Source organism: Kocuria sp. UCD-OTCP, assembly GCF_000349605.1.
In the GTDB taxonomy this organism is placed as follows: domain Bacteria; phylum Actinomycetota; class Actinomycetes; order Actinomycetales; family Micrococcaceae; genus Kocuria; species Kocuria rosea.
The window spans coordinates 1-18,669 of the sequence record NZ_AOSQ01000043.1; the positions used below are offsets into that span (position 1 = coordinate 1).

Here is an 18,669-nt window from a genome sequence, read left to right on the forward strand (position 1 = left end):
AAGCAGAAGACGGCATACGAGATGTGCGGACGTGACTGGAGTTCAGACGTGTGCTCTTCCGATCTGAGCTGCCGCTCCGCGCGCGGGTCCGGGCCCAGGGCGCGGACCACGGCGGCCCCGGCCTCGGGCCAGGGACTGCGCAGCAGGGCGCGGGCGGCGGGTCGCGCCGCGGCGGCGGGGAGAAGCCGGGCCGCGGGCAGCCAGAAGGCCTCGGGCTCGTCGTCCGGACTGAAGGGGCGGGGAGTGTGCGGCATGGCCTTCTCGCGGGGGGTCAAGAGGGGCCGTCCCGGTCGATCACGGGGCGTGCTGCGGGCGGGGGAAGACGTTTCTCGCCGGGTCGGGGGGCCGGTGGGGAACTACTGATCGTCAGGGTTCAGCGTAGCAAGATATGGGCCCAGATCGTCCGCCGCGACGGCCGTGCCGATGCCCGCCATCGCCTCGAGGTCGGGCAGGACCACGGACTGCCCGTCCGGGGACACGCCGAGGCCCTGATCGGGGGCCGTGGTCATCCGCAGGTCCCCGGCGGAGAGACCGGCCAGGTCGGGGGCGAGCCCGGCGATCCACGCCGCGTCGAGCCCCTCGCTCACCGTCAGGTAGGGCGAGAAGTCGCTGACCACGGTGTGCAGCCGGACCGGGTTGAGCAGCGTCTGCGGGCCGAGCAGCCGCTCGAGAGCGGACTGGACGTAGTTGCGCTGGTTCTCCACCCGCTGGAAGTCCCCGTCCTCGAAGGCCTTGCGCTCCCGGACGAACTCGAGCGCCCGTTCCCCGTCCATGTGCTCGGGGCCCTGCTCGAAGGTCATGCCCTCGTTGGACACGAAGTCCTGGGGCACGTCGACGGTCACGCCGCCGAGGGCGTCGGTGAGGGCCTGGAAGCCGGCGAAGTCCACCTCGGCGACCTGGTCGACCCGGGTGCCGAAGAGGTCCTCGACCGTCCCGACCATCAGCGGGACGCCGCCGAGATCGAGGGCGGCGTTGATCTTCGCCTCCCCCACCCCGGGGATCGGCACCCACGTGTCCCGCAGCACGGAGATGACGTAGGCCTCGCCGCCGTCCTCGGGGAGGTGCACCAGCATGATGGTGTCCGCCCGCACCCCCTCGACGCCCACGTCCGCCCGCCCGCCGGGCTGGCTGTCGGCGCCGAGCAGCAGCACGGTGGTGCCCCGGTCCTGGGCGGAGCCCGCGGCGGGGCGCCCGCTCTCGGCGGGGAACGCGTCGTCCACGACCTGCTTGCGGGCGTCGAAGGTCCGTCCCAGGTTCCAGACGAACGCGGCGGCCACCAGGGCGAGGACCAGCACGAGACCCAGGAGCACCAGCAGCACGCGCCGGACCGGGCGGCGGCGCGGCGCGGCCGCCGCGCGCTCGGCACCACGGTCGGCGTCGCGGGCGGATTCGCGGTCGTGGACGGTCATCAGAGGCTCCCCGTTCGGTGGGTCGGGCGGACGCCGGTCGCGGCCGGTGCGCCCATGCTAGGCCGCCGCTGCTCGGAGGTCGCCCGGAGGTCGCTGGGAGAGCCGGGGGCGGAGAAGGGCCACGGGCGGGTCAGGGCACCCGGGCGATCCACTCCGGGGTGGCGAACTTGGTGCGCACGAGCTCGCGGGCGGCGGCGATCTCGGCGTCCCGGACGGTGCCCTCCGCGGCGCCGTAGCGGCCCGCGAAGACCTCCACGAGCTTGCCCACGACGTCGGCGCGGGCCATGCCGGTCTGCCGGCGCAGCGGGTCCACACGCTTCTTGGCCGAGCGGTGCCCCTTGTCGGAGAGCTTCTCCTTGCCGATCCGCAGGACCTCGGTCATCTTCTGCGCGTCGATGTCGTAGCTCATGGTCACGTGGTGGACCATCCCGCCGCCCGCGAAGCGCTTCTGCGCCGCTCCGCCGATCTTGCCGTGCTCGGTGGCGATGTCGTTGAGCGGGACGTAGAACGCCTCCAGGCCCATCTCCTGGAACGCCTGCATGACCCACTGGTCGAGGAACGGGTAGGACTCCGAGAAGCTGAGCCCGTCCACGAGCGTCTGCGGCAGGTACAGCGAGTAGGTGATGCAGTTGCCCGCCTCCATGAACATGGCCCCGCCCCCGGAGACGCGGCGCACCACGGAGACGCCGTGCCGCCGGGCGCCCTCGGCGTCCACCTCGTTGCGCAGGGACTGGAAGGACCCGATCACCACGGACGGCTCCTCCCAGTCCCACAGGCGCAGGGCGGGCGGGCGCCGGCCCGCGCCCACCTCGCGGGCGAGGACCTCGTCGAGCGCGAGGTTCTCCAGGGTGGGGCGGACGGTGGGCGGGATGACCTCCCACGCGTGGTCGTCCCACGTCGTGGCGTGGGCCAGGGCCCGGCGGACCGCGGTGGCGATCGCCTGCGGGGAGAAGCCGAACAGCACGACGTCGGGCGCGAGGGCCGCCTCGACCGCCGCGACGATCTCCTGCGGGGAGGCGTGCTCGCTGAGCCCGGTGAGCGCCGCGTTGATGTCCTCGAGGGCCTCGTCGGGCTCGAGGAAGAAGTCCCCGTTCACGGAGACGTCGGCCAGCCGCCCGTCGACCACGTCCAGGTCCGCGACCACGAGCTTGCCGCCCAGCACCTTGTACTCCCCGTGCCGCCGCTCCTGCGCCATCCGTGTCCTTCCCTCGTCCGTGCCGGTGGTCCCGGGTCAGCCTACGCCGGGGACCGCGGGCACGGCGCAGGCCCGGACCGGTGCGGTCCGGGCCTGCGGGCGATCGTGCGGGGCCCCGCGAGCGGGACGGAGATCAGCTGCTGGACTTGCCGAAGTTCTTGAAGCGGGCGTTGAAGCGCTCCACGCGGCCGGCGGAGTCCATGATGCGCTGCTTGCCGGTGTAGAACGGGTGGGACTCCGAGGAGATCTCGACCTCGATGATCGGGTACTCGTTGCCGTCCTCCCACGTCTCGGTCTTCTTCGAGGTGGCGGTGGAACGGGTCAGGATCGTCTTGCCGGAGGCCAGGTCGCGGAAGAGGACCGGGTGGTAGTCCGGGTGGATGTCAGTCTTCATGGGGTTCAAACCTTTGTCGTCGGTGCCTGGATTTTGCCAGCCACGGTTTCGCTCGGTGGGCGGTGCGCCGTCGTCGTCCGTCCGCGCGGTCCGGGAAGGGCGGGGGCATCGGGCACCAGCGGTCCAGCGTACCGGATCGCCGGTGAAAATTCACCCGCCGTCCCGCGGCGCGGGGGGGCCCGGTGCTTGCCGTTCCCCCCCGCGCCGCTGCCCCGGCCGCGGCGCCTCACCACCGGTGGGCGACGTCCACGACGAGCCGCGACCCCCGGCCCGGCCCGTCGAGGACGAACACCCGGAACGGCAGCCGCGCGCGCACGCCGAGGCCGACCGATGTCCGGGCCTCGTAGCTGCCGCCCCACGCGACCTGGCGGAACGTGCGGTAGCCGGCGACGTCCACGAGCTCCCGCCGGTCGTCGAACTCGTAGGTGGGCCTGCCCCTGCCGTCGTAGGCGGGGGCGCTGGCCGTGATCACCAGGTCGGTCCCCCGCAGGGGGATGGGGTCGCCGGAGCCGATGCCCGTGAACCGGGCGTAGCGCACGTCGTAGCCCCGCAGCCTGCCGTCGAGGTCGATCACCATCCGGTCGAAGCAGCGGTGCTGCCCCGCCCGGACGTCCGTGACGTGGGGGTAGCGGGGCGTGGTCGCCTCACCGCTGCGGGCCTTGGCCCCCGATCCCCACGTGATGCCGCAGTACGGGGCCGCGGCGTTCGCGCTGCCGGGGACGATGAGCCCCAGCCCCATGGCCAGCACGAGTGCCGCCAGCCATGAGATGACTTTCTTCATGATGCACCTTCTCCAAGACCCCTCGGGCCCCGGTGGGCTCGAGCGGGTGCTCCCATGATCCGCCTTTCCGAATGCTAAGTCTCCAGGTGAGGGTGAACTGGGTCAGCAATCGTTATGGGGCGGGGCCTCAGCGGCCGGGCCGGGTCTCCCAGAAGGCCACGGCCGAGGCGGCGGCGACGTTGAGGGAGTCCACGCCGTGGGACATCGGGATCCGCACGGTGAGGTCCGCGTGGTGGACGGCGGCGGCGCTCAGCCCGTCCCCCTCGGTGCCGAGGACCAGGGCCAGGCGCTCGTCGCGGCGCGCCGACAGCTCCTGGAGGGTGATCGAGTCGTCGCTCAGGGCGAGCGCCGCAGTGGTGAAGCCCGCGTCCTTGATCCGCTGCAGGTCGGCCGTCCAGTGCTGCAGCCGGGTCCACGGGACCTGGAACACGGTGCCCATGGAGACCCGGATGGAGCGCCGGTACAGGGGATCGGCGCAGCGCGGGGTGACGAGCACGGCGTCGACGTCCAGCGCGGCGGCCGAACGGAAGATCGCCCCCACGTTGGTGTGGTCGACGATGTCCTCGAGGACCGCCACCCGGTGCGACGACGCCAGGAGCCGCTCCAGCTCCACCGGCTCCGGGCGCTGCATGGCCGCGATCGCCCCGCGGTGCAGGTGGAAGCCGGTGATCTGCTCGAGCACCTCGTCCGGGCCGACGTACAGGGGCACGTCCGGGTGCTCGGCGAGGACGTCCGCGAGGTCCTCCAGCCACTTCTCCGCCATGAAGAAGGACCGAGGGGTGTGCCCGGCCGCGAGCGCCCGGCGGAGCACCTTGGAGGACTCGGCGATGTACATGCCGCGCTCGGGCTCGAGCTTGCGCCGCAGCCGGACGTCGGTCAGGCGGGCGTAGTCGGCCACCCGGGGGTCGTCGGCGCTGTCGAGGCGGATCATCTGGGGGAGGTCGGTCACGGGGGTCTCTTCGGGGTCGGGGTTCGAGGCGGGCGGGGTCGGGGCCGCGGAGGGGGTCCGCCCCGAATGGTAGCCGGAGCCCGTCCGGGGCCCGGCCGGTCTCAGAGCAGCTGGGACACGAGGCTCACGAGGGCCACGACGCCGAGCACCACGATCACGGTGCGCAGCAGGACCGGGGAGAGCCGGCGGCCGATCTTGGCCCCCGCCCAGGCGCCCACCGTGGAGCTGAGGGCGATGAGCAGCACCACCCACCAGTTGATCCGGTCGAACGCGAAGAGGATGTAGGACACGGCGGCGACGATGTTCACCGCCGCCACCAGCACCACCTTGACGGCGTTGGCGGCCTGCAGCGAGGCGAGCAGGAAGACGCCCAGGATGCCGAGCAGCAGCACGCCCTGGGCGGCCACGAAGTACCCGCCGTAGATCCCGGCCAGGAACACCAGGACGTACAGGGACGCGGGCTGCGGGGCCCGGTCCGGGTCGAGGGTGCGGGGGGTCTCCCCCCGGGCCCGGGCCGCCGCGGCGGCGGCCTCGGCCTGCTCGTCCTTGCGCCGGCGCACCAGAGCCTGGAGCCGCGGCTGGAAGACCACGAACAGGAGGGCGACGACGATCAGCCCCGGCGCGGCGTAGCCGAAGACCTCCTCGGGCAGGTGCAGCAGCAGCCACGCGCCGATCACCCCGCCGAGCGCGGAGCAGGGGATGAGCTTGAGCAGGGTCCGTTCCACGCCCGCGAGCTCGTGGCGGTAGTTCCAGGCGCCGGTGAGGTTGCCGGCGATCAGGCCCATCGCGTTGGACATGGACGCGGTCACGGGCGGGACGCCCATGGTCACGAGCACGGGGAAGGTGACGAGGGTGCCCGAGCCGACGATGGTGTTGATCAGTCCGGCGGCGACGCCGGCGAGCAGGATGAGGGCGGCCTGCCACCACTCGAACGGGAAGTCCGCGGCGAGGGCTGCGAGCGTGTCGGGCACCACGTCGGGTCAGGACCGGCCGAACGCGGCGAAGCGGTTGCCGACCTTCACCAGCTTCAGCGGGAGGCCGAAGGTCTCGGAGAGGTTCTTCTGCGTCATGACGGTGCGGACGGGGCCCGCGGCCACCACCCGGCCCTCGCGCAGCAGCAGCGCGTGGGTGAAGGCGTCGGGCACCTCTTCGAGGTGGTGGGTGACCATGACGATCGCCGGGGACGCCCCGTCGCGGGCCAGCTCGTCCAGCCGGGCCACCAGGTCCTCCCGCCCGCCCACGTCCAGGCCGGCGGCGGGCTCGTCGAGCAGCAGCAGCTCGGGGTCGGTCATCAGGGCGCGGGCGATCAGGACGCGCTTTCGCTCCCCCTCCGAGAGCGAGCCGAAGCGGCGCTCCGCCAGGTGCTCGATCCCCCACGCGGCCATGAGCTCCTGCGCCTGGGCCTCGTCGGCGTCGTCGTAGCTCTCGATCCACCGCCCCGTCACCCCGTACGCGGCGGTGACCACGCAGTTGCGCACGGACTCGGCGTCGGGGATCTGGGTGGCGAGCACGGCGGAGGTCAGCCCGATGCGGGGGCGCAGCTCGAACACGTCCACCGCGCCGAGGATCTCGTCCAGGATGTCGACCATGCCCCGGGAGGGGTGCAGGCGGGCGGCCGCGATGGACAGCAGGGTGGTCTTGCCGGCGCCGTTGGGGCCGAGGATGACCCAGCGCTCGCCCTCGTTGACGACCCAGTCCACGGAATCCAGCAGGGTCTTCTGTCCGCGGACCACGCTGACGTCCACCATCTCCACCACAGCACTCATACCCGCCACTCTAGGACACGCGGAGCGCCGCACCGGCGTGCCGGTGCGGCACGCACCCCGTCAGGGACGGGCGGAGCGGCGCGGCCACCGCCCACGGATGATCGACGCGCGGTGCTCCCTGCCCTTCCCGGCGGCGCCGGAGCGGGCGGCCCAGAAGTCCTCCCCGGCCCAGCGGAAGCGGGGCGTCTCCTTGGCCAGGAACGCCCGCTGCCCGATGCGGGCGTCGGGTCCGTCGAGGACTTCCCGGAACAGGGCCTCGGAGATCTCGTCGGCGCCGAGCCCGGCCGCCTCGCCCTCGTCCGGGGAGGCGAGCGCGATCAGGTGCTTGTGGGCCTGCACGGAGAGCTGGGACCGCCCCGCCAGGTCCGTGACCACCTGCTCCAGGGCCGACTCGAAGCCGGCGTCCTCCACCACGCGGGTGAGCATGCCCCACCGCTCGGCGTCGGCGGCGGTGACGGTATCGCCGGTGAGCAGCAGGTAGGAGGCCGTGCCGGGGCCCACCAGGCGGACCAGACGCTGGATCCCGGAGGCCGGGAACACGATGCCGATCCGGGCCGGGGTCAGTCCGATGCGCAGGGAGGCCGTGGCGATGCGCAGGTCGCAGGCGCCGGCCAGCATCCAGGCCCCGCCCATGCAGTACCCCTCCAGGGCCGCCACGGTGGGCTTGTGCACCGCGGCCAGGGCCGCCTCGGCCTCGGTGAGCAGCCCGCCGCGGGGCAGCCCGGTGCCGGGCTCCCCCAGGCACTCGAACACCTCGGCGATGTCGGCCCCGGCGGAGAACACCCCGCCCGCCCCGCGCAGCCCGATCACCCGCACGCCGGGGTCGGCGTCCAGCTTCTCCAGCACGCCGGGCAGGGCCGCCCACATCGCCGGGGACAGCGCGTTGCGCCGGTCGGGGCGGTCGAGGACCACCCAGGCCACGGGTCCTTCCCGCCGGACCTCCAGGGCGCCGGTGGACATCTCGGGGAGGGGCTGAGCGGTCATCGGAGGGCCTCCGCCTTCGGGTCGGTGGTGTTCCCGGTGGGGCCGGCCCCGGTCGCGGTGCCCGCGAGCCAGTCGCGGACGGAGGCACCGTGCTGGTCGAGCACGGGCGGGGCGGCGTGGTCCCGCCGTGTCGTCTCGTCCGTGTCGCCGGGGGCGAAGAACCGCACCGCGGGTCCGGGCAGCTCGACGGGACCGAGGACCTCGTGGTCGACGCCCACGACCAGCCCCTGCGAGCGCACCTGTTCCCAGGCGTAGACCTCGTCCAGGGTCCGGACCTTCCCGGCCGGGATGCCGATCCCGGCCAGCAGCTCCAGCAGCTCCTCGGGACCGTGCGCGGCGAAGGCCTCCTCGACGGCGGCGATCACGGCCGGTCGGTTGCGGACGCGGTCGGCGTTGGTCGCGAACTCCGGCCGGTCGGGGTCGATCCCGAAGGCCCCGGCGAAGGTGCGCCACAGCTTCTCGCTGCCCACGCTGATCTGCACCTTCCCGCCGCGGCAGGCGAACAGGCCGTAGGGCGCGATGGAGGGGTGGTGGTTGCCCTGGGCCCGCGGCACCTCGTGGGCCACGGTGGCGCGGGTGCCCTGGAAGGCGTGCACCCCGACCACCGAGGACAGCAGGGAGGTGCGCACGACCTTCCCGGCCCCGGTGCGCTCGCGCTCGTAGAGGGCGGCCAGCACGCCGTAGGCGCCGTTCATCCCGGCCAGCAGGTCGGCGATGGGCACGCCCACCCGCTGGGGGTCGTCCGGGCCGGAACCGGTGAGCGACATGAGCCCGGCCTCGCCCTGGACGATCTGGTCGTAGCCGGAGCGCCGGGACTCCGGTCCGTCGTGGCCGAAGCCGGTGATGGAGAGCACCACCAGGCGGGGGTTCAGGCGGTGCAGCTCCTCGACGGAGAAGCCGAGCCGGTCCAGCACCCCGGGCCGGAAGTTCTCCACCAGGACGTCGGCGCGCTCCACGAGCGCCCGGAGCACCTGCCCGCCGTCCTCGGACTTGAGGTCCAGGGCCACGGACTCCTTGTTGCGGTTGCAGGACAGGAAGTACGTGGCCTGCGGGTCGTCCTCGGGTCCCACGAAGGGCGGGCCCCACCCGCGGGTGTCGTCACCCGTGCCGGGGCTCTCGATCTTGACGACCCGCGCGCCCAGGTCGGCGAGCATCATGGCCGCGTGCGGGCCGGCGAGGGCACGGGACAGGTCCACGACGAGGGTGCCGGCCAGGGGGCCGCCGGACGGCGAGGGCTCCTGGGGGTCGGTGCGGGGCGGGGTGCCGGTGGCGGGCTGGATGTCGGTCATGGCGGGTTCCTCCGTGATCGGGTCGGTGGGCATCGGCGGGGCGGGGCTGCGGGCTACAGCCAGCCGGGGGCGACCATCACGGCCCAGACCAGCAGCGGGCCGATGACGACCACGCCGGTGGCGTAGACGAGGATCTTCTTGTAGAAGACGTCGCGGTCCACGTCAGCGGGGGCGTTGGCCAGCACGAGCGCGCCGTTGGTGGAGAACGGGGAGACGTCGACGATGGTCGAGGCCACGGCCAGGGCGCAGATCAGCCCGGTGGCCCCGACCTCGCCCGCGAGCAGGAAGGGCACGGCCAGGGGGATGAGCGCGGCGAGGATGGCGGTCGAAGAGGCGAAGGCGGAGACGACGGCGCCGATGTAGCAGATCAGCAGCGCCGCCAGCAGCGGCATCCCCAGGCCGGCCACGCCGTTGGAGACGTACTCGATGGTGCCCGCCTCCTGCAGCACGCCGACGAAGGTGAGCATGCCGCCGAGCAGGAGCACGGTGGACCAGTCGATCTTGTTGACCGCGCCCTTCTGAGCCTTCGGGGAGACCAGGGCCAGGACGACGGCGACGGTGATGGCCACGAAGCCCACGTCCACGCCGAAGCCCAGGGCGACGACGGCCAGTACGACCAGGCCCAGGATGGTGGCGGCCTGCGGGAGCAGTCCGTCCCTGCCCTCGCGCCGGACCGGGGGCTCGGAGGATCCGGCCGGGTCACGGGGACCGTACATGCCCGAGCCGAAGCCCTTGAAGTCCACGTCCCGGTCCCCGGCGTGCCCGGCGGCGACCCGGCTGCGGGACAGGCGGGCCTCGGAGGCCCGCTCCACGAAGTCCTCCGCGCGGGCCGAGACGAGGCCGCGCCCACCGAGGGTCACGAACAGGCCCACGGCGATCAGCAGGTTGAAGACCAGGCTGGAGAGGAACACCGCGGTGGGGCTGACGTCCAGGCCGGCCCCGGCGACGATGCCGTTGACGGTCACTCCGTAGACGGAGATCGGCGAGAAGCCGCCGCCCTGGGCGCCGTGGATGACCATCATGCCCATCATCAGGGGATTGATCTTGTACTTGGCGGCGAAGCTCAGCGCGATCGGGGCGATGATCGCCACGGCGGCCGGGGACAGGGCGCCCACGGCGGTGATCACGGCAGTGATGAAGAACATGATCCACGGGATCAGCGCGACCCGGCTGCCCACCAGTTTCACCGCCGCCTGCACGAGCAGGTCCACGGTGCCGTTCTTCTGGGCGATGGCGAACAGATAGGTCACCCCCACGATGGTGAGGAACAGCCCGCCGGGGAACGCCTCGAGGATCTGGTCGGTGTCCATCCCGAGGACGAACACCCCCAGCACGAACGCGCCCACGAAGGCCAGCGCCCCCATGTTGACGGGCAGGACGGTGGCCACGACGAACATCGCGGCCAGGATGATGATGGAGAGCACTTCTGGGCCCATGGGTCTTCCTTCGGACGAGGACGGTCCCGCCGGTGAGGGTGGAGCTCCTGCGGGAACAGTGGTGTGGATCACACCGCCAGTTTTGGACTAGCCAATAGGACACTAGGGGTCCTTGTCAATCGTTGGGCTAGCATAGGGGCCGGACGCCACTGGGTGGTGCCGCGCCGCCGGGACGCTCCGGCGCCGTGCGACCGGGGAGGACGGACATGGCAGGGCCCAACAGGATCGACCGGGTGGAACGCCCTCGGCTCTACGAGCAGGTGGTGGAGCGGCTGCTGGACCACGTCATCCAGGACCGGCTCGAGACCGGCGACCGGCTCCCCCCGGAGCGGGACCTCGCCGACAGCCTGGGCGTCTCCCGGGCCACCGTCGCCCAGGCCCTGGTGGCCCTGGAGGTGCTCGGGGTGATCGACGTGCAGCACGGCAGCGGGGCGGTGCTGCGCTACCGGCCCTCCAGCGCCGTGGTGCTGCGGGGACTGCGCGAGCACGCCGATCGGCTGCCGGACATCGTCGACGCCCGCAGCGCCGTGGAGACCAAGATCGCCGCCCTGGCCGCGGCCCGGCGCACCCCCGAGGACCTGTCCGCCATCGAGCACGCCCTGGCGCTCATGGCGCAGGACATCGCCGGCGGCGGCCGCGGACTGGAGGGCGACGAGCTGTTCCACGCCGCGGTCACCGCCGCCGCCCACTCCTCGGTCCTGGCGCGGATGATGACCGAGATCTCCGGACTCGTGCGGGAGACCCGCATCGAGTCCCTGAGCCAGCAGGGCCGCCCCGAACGGTCCCTGGAGTCCCACCGGACGATCGTGGACGCCATCCGCGACCGGGAGCCCGAGCGGGCGGCCCGCGCGATGGCCGAGCACATCGAACTCGTCTCCGACGTCGCGGTGCTCCGCCCCGAGTGAGGGCCCCGGTCGGCCGTTGCCCGCGCCTGCCGATAAGCTGGCGCACATGACCACCGACCTCGCCGTCATCGCGTTTGCCCAGAATCCGGACCCTGAGGCCCGTGAGCGCATCCTCACCCTCGTGCAGGACGCCGGCGCCGAGGTCGAGCGCTTCTCCACGGTGCGGGTCACCGGCCCCGGTTCGGCCGGGCCGGACTCGGAGGTCCCCGGCTACAACGCCTTCACCGCGCTCGTGCACGGCTCCGACGCGACCGCCCTGCTCGCCGCCCTGCGCCCCGACCCGCTGACCCAGATGCTGCCGGGCGTGGACGTCAACGTGGTGCCGACCACCCTCTTCGACCCCGGGCGCAAGAAGCTGCTCATCATGGACGTCGACTCCACGCTCATCCAGCAGGAGGTGGTGGACATGCTCGCCGCCCACGCGGGGCGCGAGGCCGAGGTCGCCGCCGTGACCCGGGCGGCCATGCTCGGGGAGCTGGACTTCGCCGAGTCCCTGCTCGCGCGCGTCGAGACCCTCGCCGGGCTGCCCGCGTCCGTGCTCGACGAGGTCCTGGCCGCGGTCCGGCTCTCCCCCGGCGCGGACGTGCTCGTCAAGGCCTTCCTGCGGGAGGGGCACGCCGTGGCGGCGGTCTCCGGCGGCTTCCTGGGCGTCCTCACCCCGCTCGCCGAGCAGCTGCGGCTCACCCGGCACGCGGCCAACACCCTCGAGGTCGTCGACGGCACGCTCACCGGCAGGGTGCTCGGCGAGGTCGTGGACCGCACCGTCAAGGAGCGGTGCCTGCGGACCTGGGCCGAGGAGCTCGACGTCGCCCCCGAGGACGTCATCGCCGTGGGCGACGGCGCCAACGACCTCGACATGCTCACGGCCGCCGGGCTCGGCGTGGCCTACAACGCCAAGCCCGCCCTGCGCGCGGCCGCCGACGCCCAGGTCAACCTGCCGAACCTCGACGCGGTCCGGTTCTTCGCCGACCTCTGATCCCCCGCCCCCGCCGGGACCCCGCTCCCGGCGGCCGACCCGGGTCGTAGAGTGGGATGCAGCACGCGCGGCCCTCGAGCACGAGACCGCGCCCGGCCCCGAGGAGAGACAGTGACGGCACCCGGTGCGCCCCGGCAGCGCCCCGGCTTCCTGGCCCGGATGATGCTGCTGCACCTCGCCGTGGTGACCCTCGTCGTCGCCCTGTGCGGGGGCGTCTACGCCTGGCTGACCTACGAGCGGCTGGGCCGCGACGCCGAGGGCCAGGCGCTGTCCATCGCCCGGTCGGTGGCCGCCGACGACGACGTCCGCGCGGGCGTGGCGGACCTGCTCGACGCCGGTCCCGCGGACCTCGACCCGGAGGTGCTGTCCGGGGGCGCCCTGCAGACCGCCGCGGAGGAGGTCCGCGACCGCACGGAGTCCCTCTTCGTGGTGATCACCGACGACACCGGGCTGCGGCTCTCCCACCCCAATCCCGAGCAGCTGGGCCGGCCCGTCAGCACGGACCCCACCGAGGCCCTGGCCGGGCGGGAGGTCACGAGCCAGGAGCGCGGCACCCTGGGGCGCTCCGCCCGGGCCAAGGTCCCGGTGTACGCCCCGGGAACGGACGACGCCGTGGTGGGCGCCGTGAGCGTGGGGATCTCCCGCACGGACATGCTCGCCACCCTGCGGGAGGACATCACCCCCGTGGCCGCCACCGCCGTGGGCGCCCTCGGCCTCGGCGCGGCCGCCTCCGCGGCGATCGCGCGCCGGCTCAAGCGCCTCACCCTCGGCCTGGAGCCCGAGGAGATCGCCACGCTCGCCCAGGACCAGGAGGCGGTGCTGCGCGGGGTCGACGAAGGCGTCATCGGCATCTCCCCCGAGCACCGCATCACCGTGGTCAACGCCGAGGCGGGACGGCTGCTGGGCGTGACGGAGCCCGCCCGGCTCGTGGGGACCCCGCTGGCCGAGGCGGGCCTGCCGACGTCCTTCGCGGCGCTGCTCGCCGCGGCGACCCCCGCGTCCCCGGCCGTGGAGCAGGTCGTCGGCCGGCACGTGCTGATCCTCTCCGCCCGCGCCGTCCGGCCCGACCGCCCGGGCCTGCCCCCGCTGGGCTGGGTGGTCCTGATCCGGGACCGCACCGAGCTGCAGTCCCTGACCCGCCAGCTCGACGCCGTCGGCGCCCTCAGCACCGCCCTGCGCGCCCAGCGCCACGAGTTCGCCAACCGCCTGCACACCATCGCGGGGCTGCTCGCGATCGGCGACGCCGAGGAGGCCCGCCGGTACGTGGCCGAGGTGACCGAGACCGGCCCCCTCAGCTACCCCGCCGAGGGGGCCCAGCTGCTGCGCGACCCCTACCTGCAGGCCTTCCTGGGGGCCAAGAGCGTCGAGGCCGCCGAGCGCGGCGTGAGCCTGCGCATCGGCGCCGACACCCTCGTCCGCGGCCGCATCACGGACCCGCAGGACGTCACCACCGTGATCGGCAGCCTCGTGGACAACGCCGTCCGCGCCGCCGTCCAGGGCGCGGCGGGAGACCGATGGGTCGAGGTCGAGCTGCTCGACGACTGGACCGGCGGGGAGGGCACCCTGCACCTCGTCGTGGCCGACTCCGGCGACGGGCTCCCCGTGGCGGACCCCGAGCCGATCTTCGCCCAGGGCTGGTCCACCGCCGTTCCCGCCGGCGGATCCGGGGACGAGGGCGCAGCGCCGTTCGCCGTGCTGCCCGACGTCCACGGCCAGGGCTTCGGCCTGTCCCTGAGCCGGGAGCTGGCCCGCCGGCGCGGCGGGGAGGTGTGGGTGGCCGATCCCGGACGCCCCGGCGGGCCGGGAGCCGTCTTCTGCGCCCGCCTGCCCGGTACCGTGGTCCGCGACCCCGGGCCCGGGGCCGACGTCGGCGGCGAACGGTCCGCCGGCAGATCAGGAGGTGCAGGATGAGCGACGACCTGGTGGTCCTCGTGGTCGACGACGACTTCCACGTGGGACGGCTGCACGCCGGCTTCGTCAACGCCGTGCCGGGCTTCACGGCCCTGACCCCCGTGGGCACCGCCGAGCAGGCGATGCGCACCGTCCACGCCCACCAGCCCGACCTCGTGCTGCTGGACGTCTACCTGCCCGACGCACTCGGCCTGGACCTGCTGCGGGCCCTCGACGTGGACGTCATCATGCTCACCGCGGCGGCCGACCCGGCCTCCGTGCGGACCGCCGTCCGCCGCGGCGCGCTCGCCTACCTCATCAAGCCGTTCCCGAACGAGCGGCTGGCGCGCACCCTGCGGGCCTACGCCCGGTACCGCCGGCTGCTCACCGACCGGGACGCGCTGACGCAGGAGACCGTGGACCGCGCCCTGCACGCCCTGCACCCGGGCGAGACCGCCTCCCCCGGCGAGCGCACCCGGTCCGCGACGGAGGGCTCGGTCCTGGCGGCCCTGGAGGCCGGGGTGCCCCTCTCGGCCGCGGAGATCGCCCGGAAGGTCGGCATCTCCCGGGCCACCGCCCAGCGCTACCTCTCCGCACTGGCCGAGGACGGGTCGGTCGAGATCCAGCTCCGCTACGGGAGCACGGGCCGCCCGGAGCACCGCTACGGGCCCGCGGCCTCCTGATCCCAGGTTCATGCTCAGGGCCGGTCCCTAGACTGCCCGCCATGGCGAGCAGGGTGCGACCGGAACCACAGGACCAGTGTCTCTCCTGGCCGGACGAGATCTGCGGCGACCCGGTGGCGGAGCGGGCGAGGCTGTTCGCGCTGAACCTGCGGGCGGCCGCGGGGTCCCGGACGCTGCGGGAGCTCGGGGCGCTCACCGGTGTCGACCACACGGCGCTGTCCCGGATCCTGGACGGGCACGTCTGGCCGGACGGGTACACCATCGCCCGCCTCGAGGTGCGGCTGGGGGTCAGCCTGTGGCCCCCCTACGAGGAGTGATCCGCACCGCCCGGGCACGGCCGCCGCGCCCAGGCCGGGACGGTCCCGGGGCCGGTCAGGGCGCGGTCAGGTCCAGCCAGTAGGTGTCGCTCTGCTCGTCGTGGTGCAGCAACCGCTCCAGCGGTCCGGCGTAGGCGTCCAGGGCGCGGCCCACGAGCTCGCGCACGTCCCGCGCGGCGACCGTGACGGTGCCGCCGAGCTCGTCGTCGGCCGTCTCGCGCACCACCACGACCCGGCCCGGGTCGCCCCAGACGTAGTCGCCCGCGGCGTCGCGCAGGGCGTCGACGAAGAACTCCTGGTCACCGTCGTGACCGAGCACGTCCAGGCGCACCGCGTCGGGGTGGCGGCGCGCCAGCTCGGCGGCCACCAGGCGCAGCAGCTTCCGGGCGTAGCTGCGCCGGGCCCGGTCGAGGGCCTCCTCGGCGGCCTGGAGCACGTGGTCGGGGGTCAGGACAGTGGTGGTCACAGGCATGCAGTGTATGTGTGCGGAAGCAACGAGGGTGGGCGCCACCCCGGTCGCGCCGCCGGACCGGCCCGCCCCCGCGCACCGCCCCACGGTCTCGGGCAGAATGACCGCATGATCGACGCCCACCTGCACGTGGTCGACCCGCGGTTCCCGCTGGTACCCAACCAGGGGTACCTGCCGCCGACCTTCACGGTCGGGGACTACCGGCGCAGGGTCCGGGAACTGGGCGTGGCGGGCGGGGCCGTGGTCAGCGGCTCCTTCCAGGGCCACGCCCAGGAGTGGCTGCGCTCGGCGCTGGCGGAGCTCGGCCCCGGATTCGTCGGCGTGACCCAGCTGCCGCCCGCCGTCCCGGACGAGCAGGTGCGCGAGCTCCACGGGGCCGGGGTGCGGGCGGTGCGCTTCACCCTCCGCCGCGGCGCCGACGCGGACCCTGCCGGCATCGAGCGGCTCGCCCGGCGGGTGCACGACCTCGCCGGGTGGCACGCCGAGTTCTACGCGGACGCCGCCGCGCTGGAGCACCTCGCCCCCGTGCTGCGGCGCCTGCCGCGGGCCGGCGTCGACCACCTCGGCATGAGCGCGGCGGGGCTGCCGCGGCTGCTCGAGCTCGTCGAGCGGGGCGTGAAGGTCAAGGCCACGGGGTTCGGGCGCGTCGACCTCGACGTGCCGGACGCGCTGCGCCGGATCCACGCCGTGGACCCGACCGCCCTGCTCTTCGGCACCGATCTGCCGAGCACCCGGGCGGAGCGCCCGTTCCGGGACGCGGACGTCGCGCTGGTCGCCGAGACCCTGGGCGCCGGCGCCGCGGCGGCCGTGCTGCACGACAACGCCGCGGCCTGGTACGGGCTGCCGCGCGCGGCGGCGGAGAGCGGCTACTCCGGCCACACCTGCCGGTCCGGGCCCTCCAGGACGTAGCGCAGCTCCACGGCGCCGCCCTCGAAGTGGGTGGTGCGCTGGAGCCGCAGGTCGCGCGCCGCTGCGGTCGGCAGGACGGGATGTCCTCCGCCCAGCACGATCGGCATGTAGGTCAGCCACAGCTCGTCGAGCAGACCGGCGTCCGCGAACTGGGCCGCGAGCTTCCCGCCGCCCACCACCCACAGGTTCCGCTCGCCCGCGGCGGCGACCAGGGCCTCGGCGTGCATCGTGACCGGTCCGCTGACGAAGGTCGGCTCCGCCCCCGCCGGCCGCGGCAGCTCGCGGTGGGTGAAGACCCAGACCGGCAGGTCCCCGTAGGCCCAGTCCCCCTGGTCGAGGACGAACTCGTACGTGCTCGCGCCCATCGCGAGCGCGCCGACGTCGCCCAGGAACGCGTCGTAGTGCTCCTGGTAGGCCTCGAAGCCGTACTGCAGCAGCCAGTCGAGGTGGTTCTCCCGGTCGGCGATGTACCCGTCGGCGCTGGCCGCCACGTAGTACTGCGTTCTGCTCATGCGCACCAGGTTACGCACCCCTCCGGCGGCTTCCCAGGGTTGCTTCCCCCGCGCCGCGGACGGCGTCATGATGGGAGCATCGACCGATCGACGCGGAAGGCCCGGCCATGCCCATGCTGCTCAATCCCTACTTCTCGTTCCGGGACACGGCAGAGGAGGCGATGACCTTCTACCGCTCGGTGTTCGGCGGGGAGCTGTCGGTCAGCCGGTTCAGCGAGTACGGGGCCAGCGACGACCCCGCGGAGCAGGACAAGGTGATGCACTCGATGCTCACCACCGGGACCGGCATGGTCCTGATGGCCGCCGACACCCCGAACAGCATGGACCTGGCCGTCGGCGAGAACGTCTCGGTCTCCGTGAGCGGGGACGACGAGTCCGTGATGTGCGGCTGGTGGGAGGCACTGGGCGCGGGCGGGACCGTCACGATGCCGCTCGAGGAGGCCCCCTGGGGCGGTCTGTTCGGGATGTGCACCGACCGGTTCGGCATCCACTGGATGTTCAGCGTCGGCGACGCCGGCTCCTGACGCGCCCCGCGCCGCCCGACCCGAGAAGGAGCGTCCCATGCGCATCACCCACACCAGCGTCTTCGTCGACGACCAGCAGCAGGCGCTGCTGTTCTACACCGGCAAGCTCGGCTTCATGGTCAAGCACGACGTCCCCGCCGGCGGCGCCCGCTGGCTCACCCTGGTCTCGCCCCAGGCGCCCGAGGGCGTCGAGCTGGTGCTCGAGCCCTCCGAGCACCCCGCCGTGGGGCCGTTCAAGGCCGCGCTCGTGGCCGACGGCATCCCTTTCACGAGCTTCGGGGTCAAGGACGTGCGGGCGGAGTACGAGCGGCTGCGCGAGCGCGGCGTGCACTTCGTCCAGGAGCCCACGGTCTCGGGCCCGTACACCACCGCGGTGCTCGACGACACCTGCGGCAACCTCATCCAGATCGCGAGCCCCCACCCCGGGTGAGACCCGTCCGGCGGGGATCAGTCCCGGGCCCGGAGCTGCTCGGCGAGCGGCCGGTAGTGCCCGGACATCGCGGGGTGGTAGTCCCGGGCGAAGTCGACGGCGTCCGGGTCCCCGCCGGTCTCGGCGGCCACGAGCCGGTCCAGGTAGTACTCCCAGCCGGGCCCGACCGACTCCACCTCGTCGGGGTCCGGGTACCGGTGGGTGAGCCGCAGGACGGTGGTGCCGTTCTCGTCCTGGAGGTCGAGGTCCACGCGCCAGGCGTCGGCCGCCGTGCCCAGGGTGAGCGCCAGGTGCCGGGGCGGGTCGCAGCGGCGGATCAGCAGGGGCTCGGGCTCGTCCAGGTCCTCGACCGTCAGCAGCACCTCGACGCGCCCGGTGGCCGGGTCACCGCTCCACGTCCCGTACCACCGGGCCAGCCGGGCGGGGTCCGTCACCGCGGCCCAGACCTCCTCGACGGGGGCGCGGAACGTCCGGGTGAGGACGAGGTGACCGCCGGGGTCGAGGCGTCCGGTGGGCTGTGGGGTCATGGTGGCTCCTCGCTCGGCTCCGCACCGCGCGGAGGTGCTCCTGGCCGAGGCGCGATCGGCCTCGTGCCGTGGAGTCCATGATTAGCACCCCCGGAGGGCGGACGGCGTCACATTGCGGACGGTTTCGCGCCGCCGCGGGCTCCGGTGGCGGCAGGGACGACGGCGGGGCGGTCACCCGGGAAGGTGACCGCCCCGCCGTCGTCGGGAGCCGTGGGCCTAGCGGCGACCGGCCTTCGCCAGGAAGTCGTCGGCGCCGCCGACGAGCTCGACGTGCCCGGTGGGGACGTCCGCGGTGACCATGCGGGCGATCTCCTCGGCGAACTC

General features: G+C 73.8%; 21 protein-coding genes and 1 pseudogene. 8 read left to right on the forward strand and 14 right to left on the reverse strand.

Going from position 1 to position 18,669, the window contains the following annotated elements; all coding sequences use genetic code 11:
• Positions 1-356 precede the first annotated feature (356 nt).
• From H488_RS32160 to H488_RS32205, 10 genes are all read right to left on the reverse strand, one after another.
• Positions 357-1,409 carry an LCP family protein gene (locus tag H488_RS32160; RefSeq protein WP_017834339.1) on the reverse strand — a complete coding sequence of 351 codons (1,053 nt, stop codon included), beginning with the start codon at positions 1,407-1,409 and terminating at the stop codon, positions 357-359.
• Positions 1,410-1,539: 130 nt separating this feature from the next.
• On the reverse strand, positions 1,540-2,604 hold the full coding sequence (locus H488_RS32165) for a lipoate--protein ligase family protein (RefSeq protein WP_017834340.1): 1,065 nt from the start codon (positions 2,602-2,604) through the stop codon (positions 1,540-1,542).
• A gap of 133 nt (positions 2,605-2,737) precedes the next feature.
• On the reverse strand, positions 2,738-2,998 hold the full coding sequence (locus H488_RS32170) for a type B 50S ribosomal protein L31 (RefSeq protein ID WP_017834341.1): 261 nt from the start codon (positions 2,996-2,998) through the stop codon (positions 2,738-2,740).
• A gap of 226 nt (positions 2,999-3,224) precedes the next feature.
• Positions 3,225-3,779: an AMIN-like domain-containing (lipo)protein gene (locus tag H488_RS32175; protein ID WP_031283461.1), complete on the reverse strand. Its 555-nt coding sequence runs from the start codon at positions 3,777-3,779 to the stop codon at positions 3,225-3,227.
• 127 nt (positions 3,780-3,906) lie between these two features.
• The gene (locus H488_RS32180) at positions 3,907-4,710 is read right to left on the reverse strand and encodes a TrmH family RNA methyltransferase (protein ID WP_031283463.1); all 804 of its coding nucleotides are present in this window, start codon (positions 4,708-4,710) and stop codon (positions 3,907-3,909) included.
• Between the two features lie 119 nt (positions 4,711-4,829).
• Complete coding sequence (locus H488_RS32185; RefSeq protein WP_051063812.1) at positions 4,830-5,699, reverse strand: sulfite exporter TauE/SafE family protein; 870 nt, start codon at positions 5,697-5,699, stop codon at positions 4,830-4,832.
• A gap of 9 nt (positions 5,700-5,708) precedes the next feature.
• Positions 5,709-6,494 (reverse strand): ABC transporter ATP-binding protein, encoded by a 786-nt coding sequence (locus tag H488_RS32190; RefSeq protein ID WP_031283465.1) that lies wholly within the window; start codon positions 6,492-6,494, stop codon positions 5,709-5,711.
• Between the two features lie 60 nt (positions 6,495-6,554).
• Positions 6,555-7,478: an enoyl-CoA hydratase/isomerase family protein gene (locus H488_RS32195; protein ID WP_017834347.1), complete on the reverse strand. Its 924-nt coding sequence runs from the start codon at positions 7,476-7,478 to the stop codon at positions 6,555-6,557.
• Complete coding sequence (locus H488_RS32200; RefSeq protein ID WP_017834348.1) at positions 7,475-8,767, reverse strand: CaiB/BaiF CoA transferase family protein; 1,293 nt, start codon at positions 8,765-8,767, stop codon at positions 7,475-7,477. Before H488_RS32200 ends, H488_RS32195 begins: the two co-directional genes overlap by 4 nt.
• Before the next feature lie 53 nt (positions 8,768-8,820).
• Positions 8,821-10,203 (reverse strand): SLC13 family permease, encoded by a 1,383-nt coding sequence (locus tag H488_RS32205; protein ID WP_031283467.1) that lies wholly within the window; start codon positions 10,201-10,203, stop codon positions 8,821-8,823.
• A gap of 206 nt (positions 10,204-10,409) precedes the next feature.
• On the opposite strand from H488_RS32205, the gene H488_RS32210 reads away from it, so the two are divergent.
• The 5 genes from H488_RS32210 (at position 10,410) to H488_RS32230 (ending at position 14,974) form a co-directional block, all read left to right on the forward strand.
• The gene (locus H488_RS32210; RefSeq protein WP_017834350.1) at positions 10,410-11,108 is read left to right on the forward strand and encodes a FadR/GntR family transcriptional regulator; all 699 of its coding nucleotides are present in this window, start codon (positions 10,410-10,412) and stop codon (positions 11,106-11,108) included.
• 46 nt (positions 11,109-11,154) lie between these two features.
• Positions 11,155-12,084 carry a phosphoserine phosphatase SerB gene (gene serB, locus H488_RS32215; RefSeq protein WP_017834351.1) on the forward strand — a complete coding sequence of 310 codons (930 nt, stop codon included), beginning with the start codon at positions 11,155-11,157 and terminating at the stop codon, positions 12,082-12,084.
• Positions 12,085-12,195: 111 nt separating this feature from the next.
• A complete protein-coding gene (locus H488_RS32220; protein ID WP_017834352.1) occupies positions 12,196-13,995 on the forward strand; it encodes a sensor histidine kinase in 1,800 nt (599 codons plus the stop codon).
• The gene (locus tag H488_RS32225) at positions 13,992-14,657 is read left to right on the forward strand and encodes a response regulator (protein ID WP_017834353.1); all 666 of its coding nucleotides are present in this window, start codon (positions 13,992-13,994) and stop codon (positions 14,655-14,657) included. The genes H488_RS32220 and H488_RS32225 overlap by 4 nt, the downstream gene beginning before the upstream one ends.
• Before the next feature lie 41 nt (positions 14,658-14,698).
• Positions 14,699-14,974 carry a helix-turn-helix domain-containing protein gene (locus H488_RS32230; RefSeq protein ID WP_095651514.1) on the forward strand — a complete coding sequence of 92 codons (276 nt, stop codon included), beginning with the start codon at positions 14,699-14,701 and terminating at the stop codon, positions 14,972-14,974.
• A gap of 55 nt (positions 14,975-15,029) precedes the next feature.
• Here the strand turns inward: H488_RS32230 and H488_RS32235 are convergent, their stop codons facing one another.
• Positions 15,030-15,440: a hypothetical protein gene (locus tag H488_RS32235; protein WP_017834355.1), complete on the reverse strand. Its 411-nt coding sequence runs from the start codon at positions 15,438-15,440 to the stop codon at positions 15,030-15,032.
• Positions 15,441-15,551: 111 nt separating this feature from the next.
• On the opposite strand from H488_RS32235, the gene H488_RS32240 reads away from it, so the two are divergent.
• Positions 15,552-16,352, forward strand: coding sequence for an amidohydrolase family protein (locus tag H488_RS32240; protein WP_017834356.1), 801 nt, complete (start codon positions 15,552-15,554; stop codon positions 16,350-16,352).
• Here the strand turns inward: H488_RS32240 and H488_RS32245 are convergent.
• Positions 16,310-16,864 (reverse strand): dihydrofolate reductase family protein, encoded by a 555-nt coding sequence (locus H488_RS32245; protein WP_176337718.1) that lies wholly within the window; start codon positions 16,862-16,864, stop codon positions 16,310-16,312. The two genes, H488_RS32240 and H488_RS32245, sit on opposite strands and share 43 nt — an antisense overlap.
• A 107-nt stretch (positions 16,865-16,971) precedes the next feature.
• On the opposite strand from H488_RS32245, the gene H488_RS32250 reads away from it, so the two are divergent.
• The gene (locus H488_RS32250) at positions 16,972-17,388 is read left to right on the forward strand and encodes a VOC family protein (RefSeq protein WP_017834358.1); all 417 of its coding nucleotides are present in this window, start codon (positions 16,972-16,974) and stop codon (positions 17,386-17,388) included.
• 37 nt (positions 17,389-17,425) lie between these two features.
• Complete coding sequence (locus H488_RS32255; RefSeq protein ID WP_017834359.1) at positions 17,426-17,818, forward strand: VOC family protein; 393 nt, start codon at positions 17,426-17,428, stop codon at positions 17,816-17,818.
• A gap of 17 nt (positions 17,819-17,835) precedes the next feature.
• On the opposite strand, the gene H488_RS32260 is transcribed toward H488_RS32255, so the two are convergent.
• Both H488_RS32260 and H488_RS37235 read right to left on the reverse strand, forming a co-directional pair.
• Positions 17,836-18,345, reverse strand: a complete 510-nt coding sequence (locus H488_RS32260) for an SRPBCC family protein (RefSeq protein WP_017834360.1) — start codon at positions 18,343-18,345, stop codon at positions 17,836-17,838.
• A gap of 216 nt (positions 18,346-18,561) precedes the next feature.
• Positions 18,562-18,669, reverse strand: a pseudogene (locus H488_RS37235) (SDR family oxidoreductase); the annotation flags it as partial.

Coding starts and splice junctions, on each gene's coding strand:
- H488_RS32160 (WP_017834339.1), bottom strand. CDS start 1,409: ATGACCGTCCACGACCGCGAATCCGCCCGCGACGCCGACCGTGGTGCC.
- H488_RS32165 (WP_017834340.1), bottom strand. CDS start 2,604: ATGGCGCAGGAGCGGCGGCACGGGGAGTACAAGGTGCTGGGCGGCAAG.
- H488_RS32170 (WP_017834341.1), bottom strand. CDS start 2,998: ATGAAGACTGACATCCACCCGGACTACCACCCGGTCCTCTTCCGCGAC.
- H488_RS32175 (WP_031283461.1), bottom strand. CDS start 3,779: ATGAAGAAAGTCATCTCATGGCTGGCGGCACTCGTGCTGGCCATGGGG.
- H488_RS32180 (WP_031283463.1), bottom strand. CDS start 4,710: ATGATCCGCCTCGACAGCGCCGACGACCCCCGGGTGGCCGACTACGCC.
- H488_RS32190 (WP_031283465.1), bottom strand. CDS start 6,494: ATGAGTGCTGTGGTGGAGATGGTGGACGTCAGCGTGGTCCGCGGACAG.
- H488_RS32195 (WP_017834347.1), bottom strand. CDS start 7,478: ATGACCGCTCAGCCCCTCCCCGAGATGTCCACCGGCGCCCTGGAGGTC.
- H488_RS32200 (WP_017834348.1), bottom strand. CDS start 8,767: ATGACCGACATCCAGCCCGCCACCGGCACCCCGCCCCGCACCGACCCC.
- H488_RS32205 (WP_031283467.1), bottom strand. CDS start 10,203: ATGGGCCCAGAAGTGCTCTCCATCATCATCCTGGCCGCGATGTTCGTC.
- H488_RS32210 (WP_017834350.1), top strand. CDS start 10,410: ATGGCAGGGCCCAACAGGATCGACCGGGTGGAACGCCCTCGGCTCTAC.
- serB (WP_017834351.1), top strand. CDS start 11,155: ATGACCACCGACCTCGCCGTCATCGCGTTTGCCCAGAATCCGGACCCT.
- H488_RS32225 (WP_017834353.1), top strand. CDS start 13,992: ATGAGCGACGACCTGGTGGTCCTCGTGGTCGACGACGACTTCCACGTG.
- H488_RS32230 (WP_095651514.1), top strand. CDS start 14,699: ATGGCGAGCAGGGTGCGACCGGAACCACAGGACCAGTGTCTCTCCTGG.
- H488_RS32240 (WP_017834356.1), top strand. CDS start 15,552: ATGATCGACGCCCACCTGCACGTGGTCGACCCGCGGTTCCCGCTGGTA.
- H488_RS32245 (WP_176337718.1), bottom strand. CDS start 16,864: ATGAGCAGAACGCAGTACTACGTGGCGGCCAGCGCCGACGGGTACATC.
- H488_RS32250 (WP_017834358.1), top strand. CDS start 16,972: ATGCCCATGCTGCTCAATCCCTACTTCTCGTTCCGGGACACGGCAGAG.
- H488_RS32255 (WP_017834359.1), top strand. CDS start 17,426: ATGCGCATCACCCACACCAGCGTCTTCGTCGACGACCAGCAGCAGGCG.
- H488_RS32260 (WP_017834360.1), bottom strand. CDS start 18,345: ATGACCCCACAGCCCACCGGACGCCTCGACCCCGGCGGTCACCTCGTC.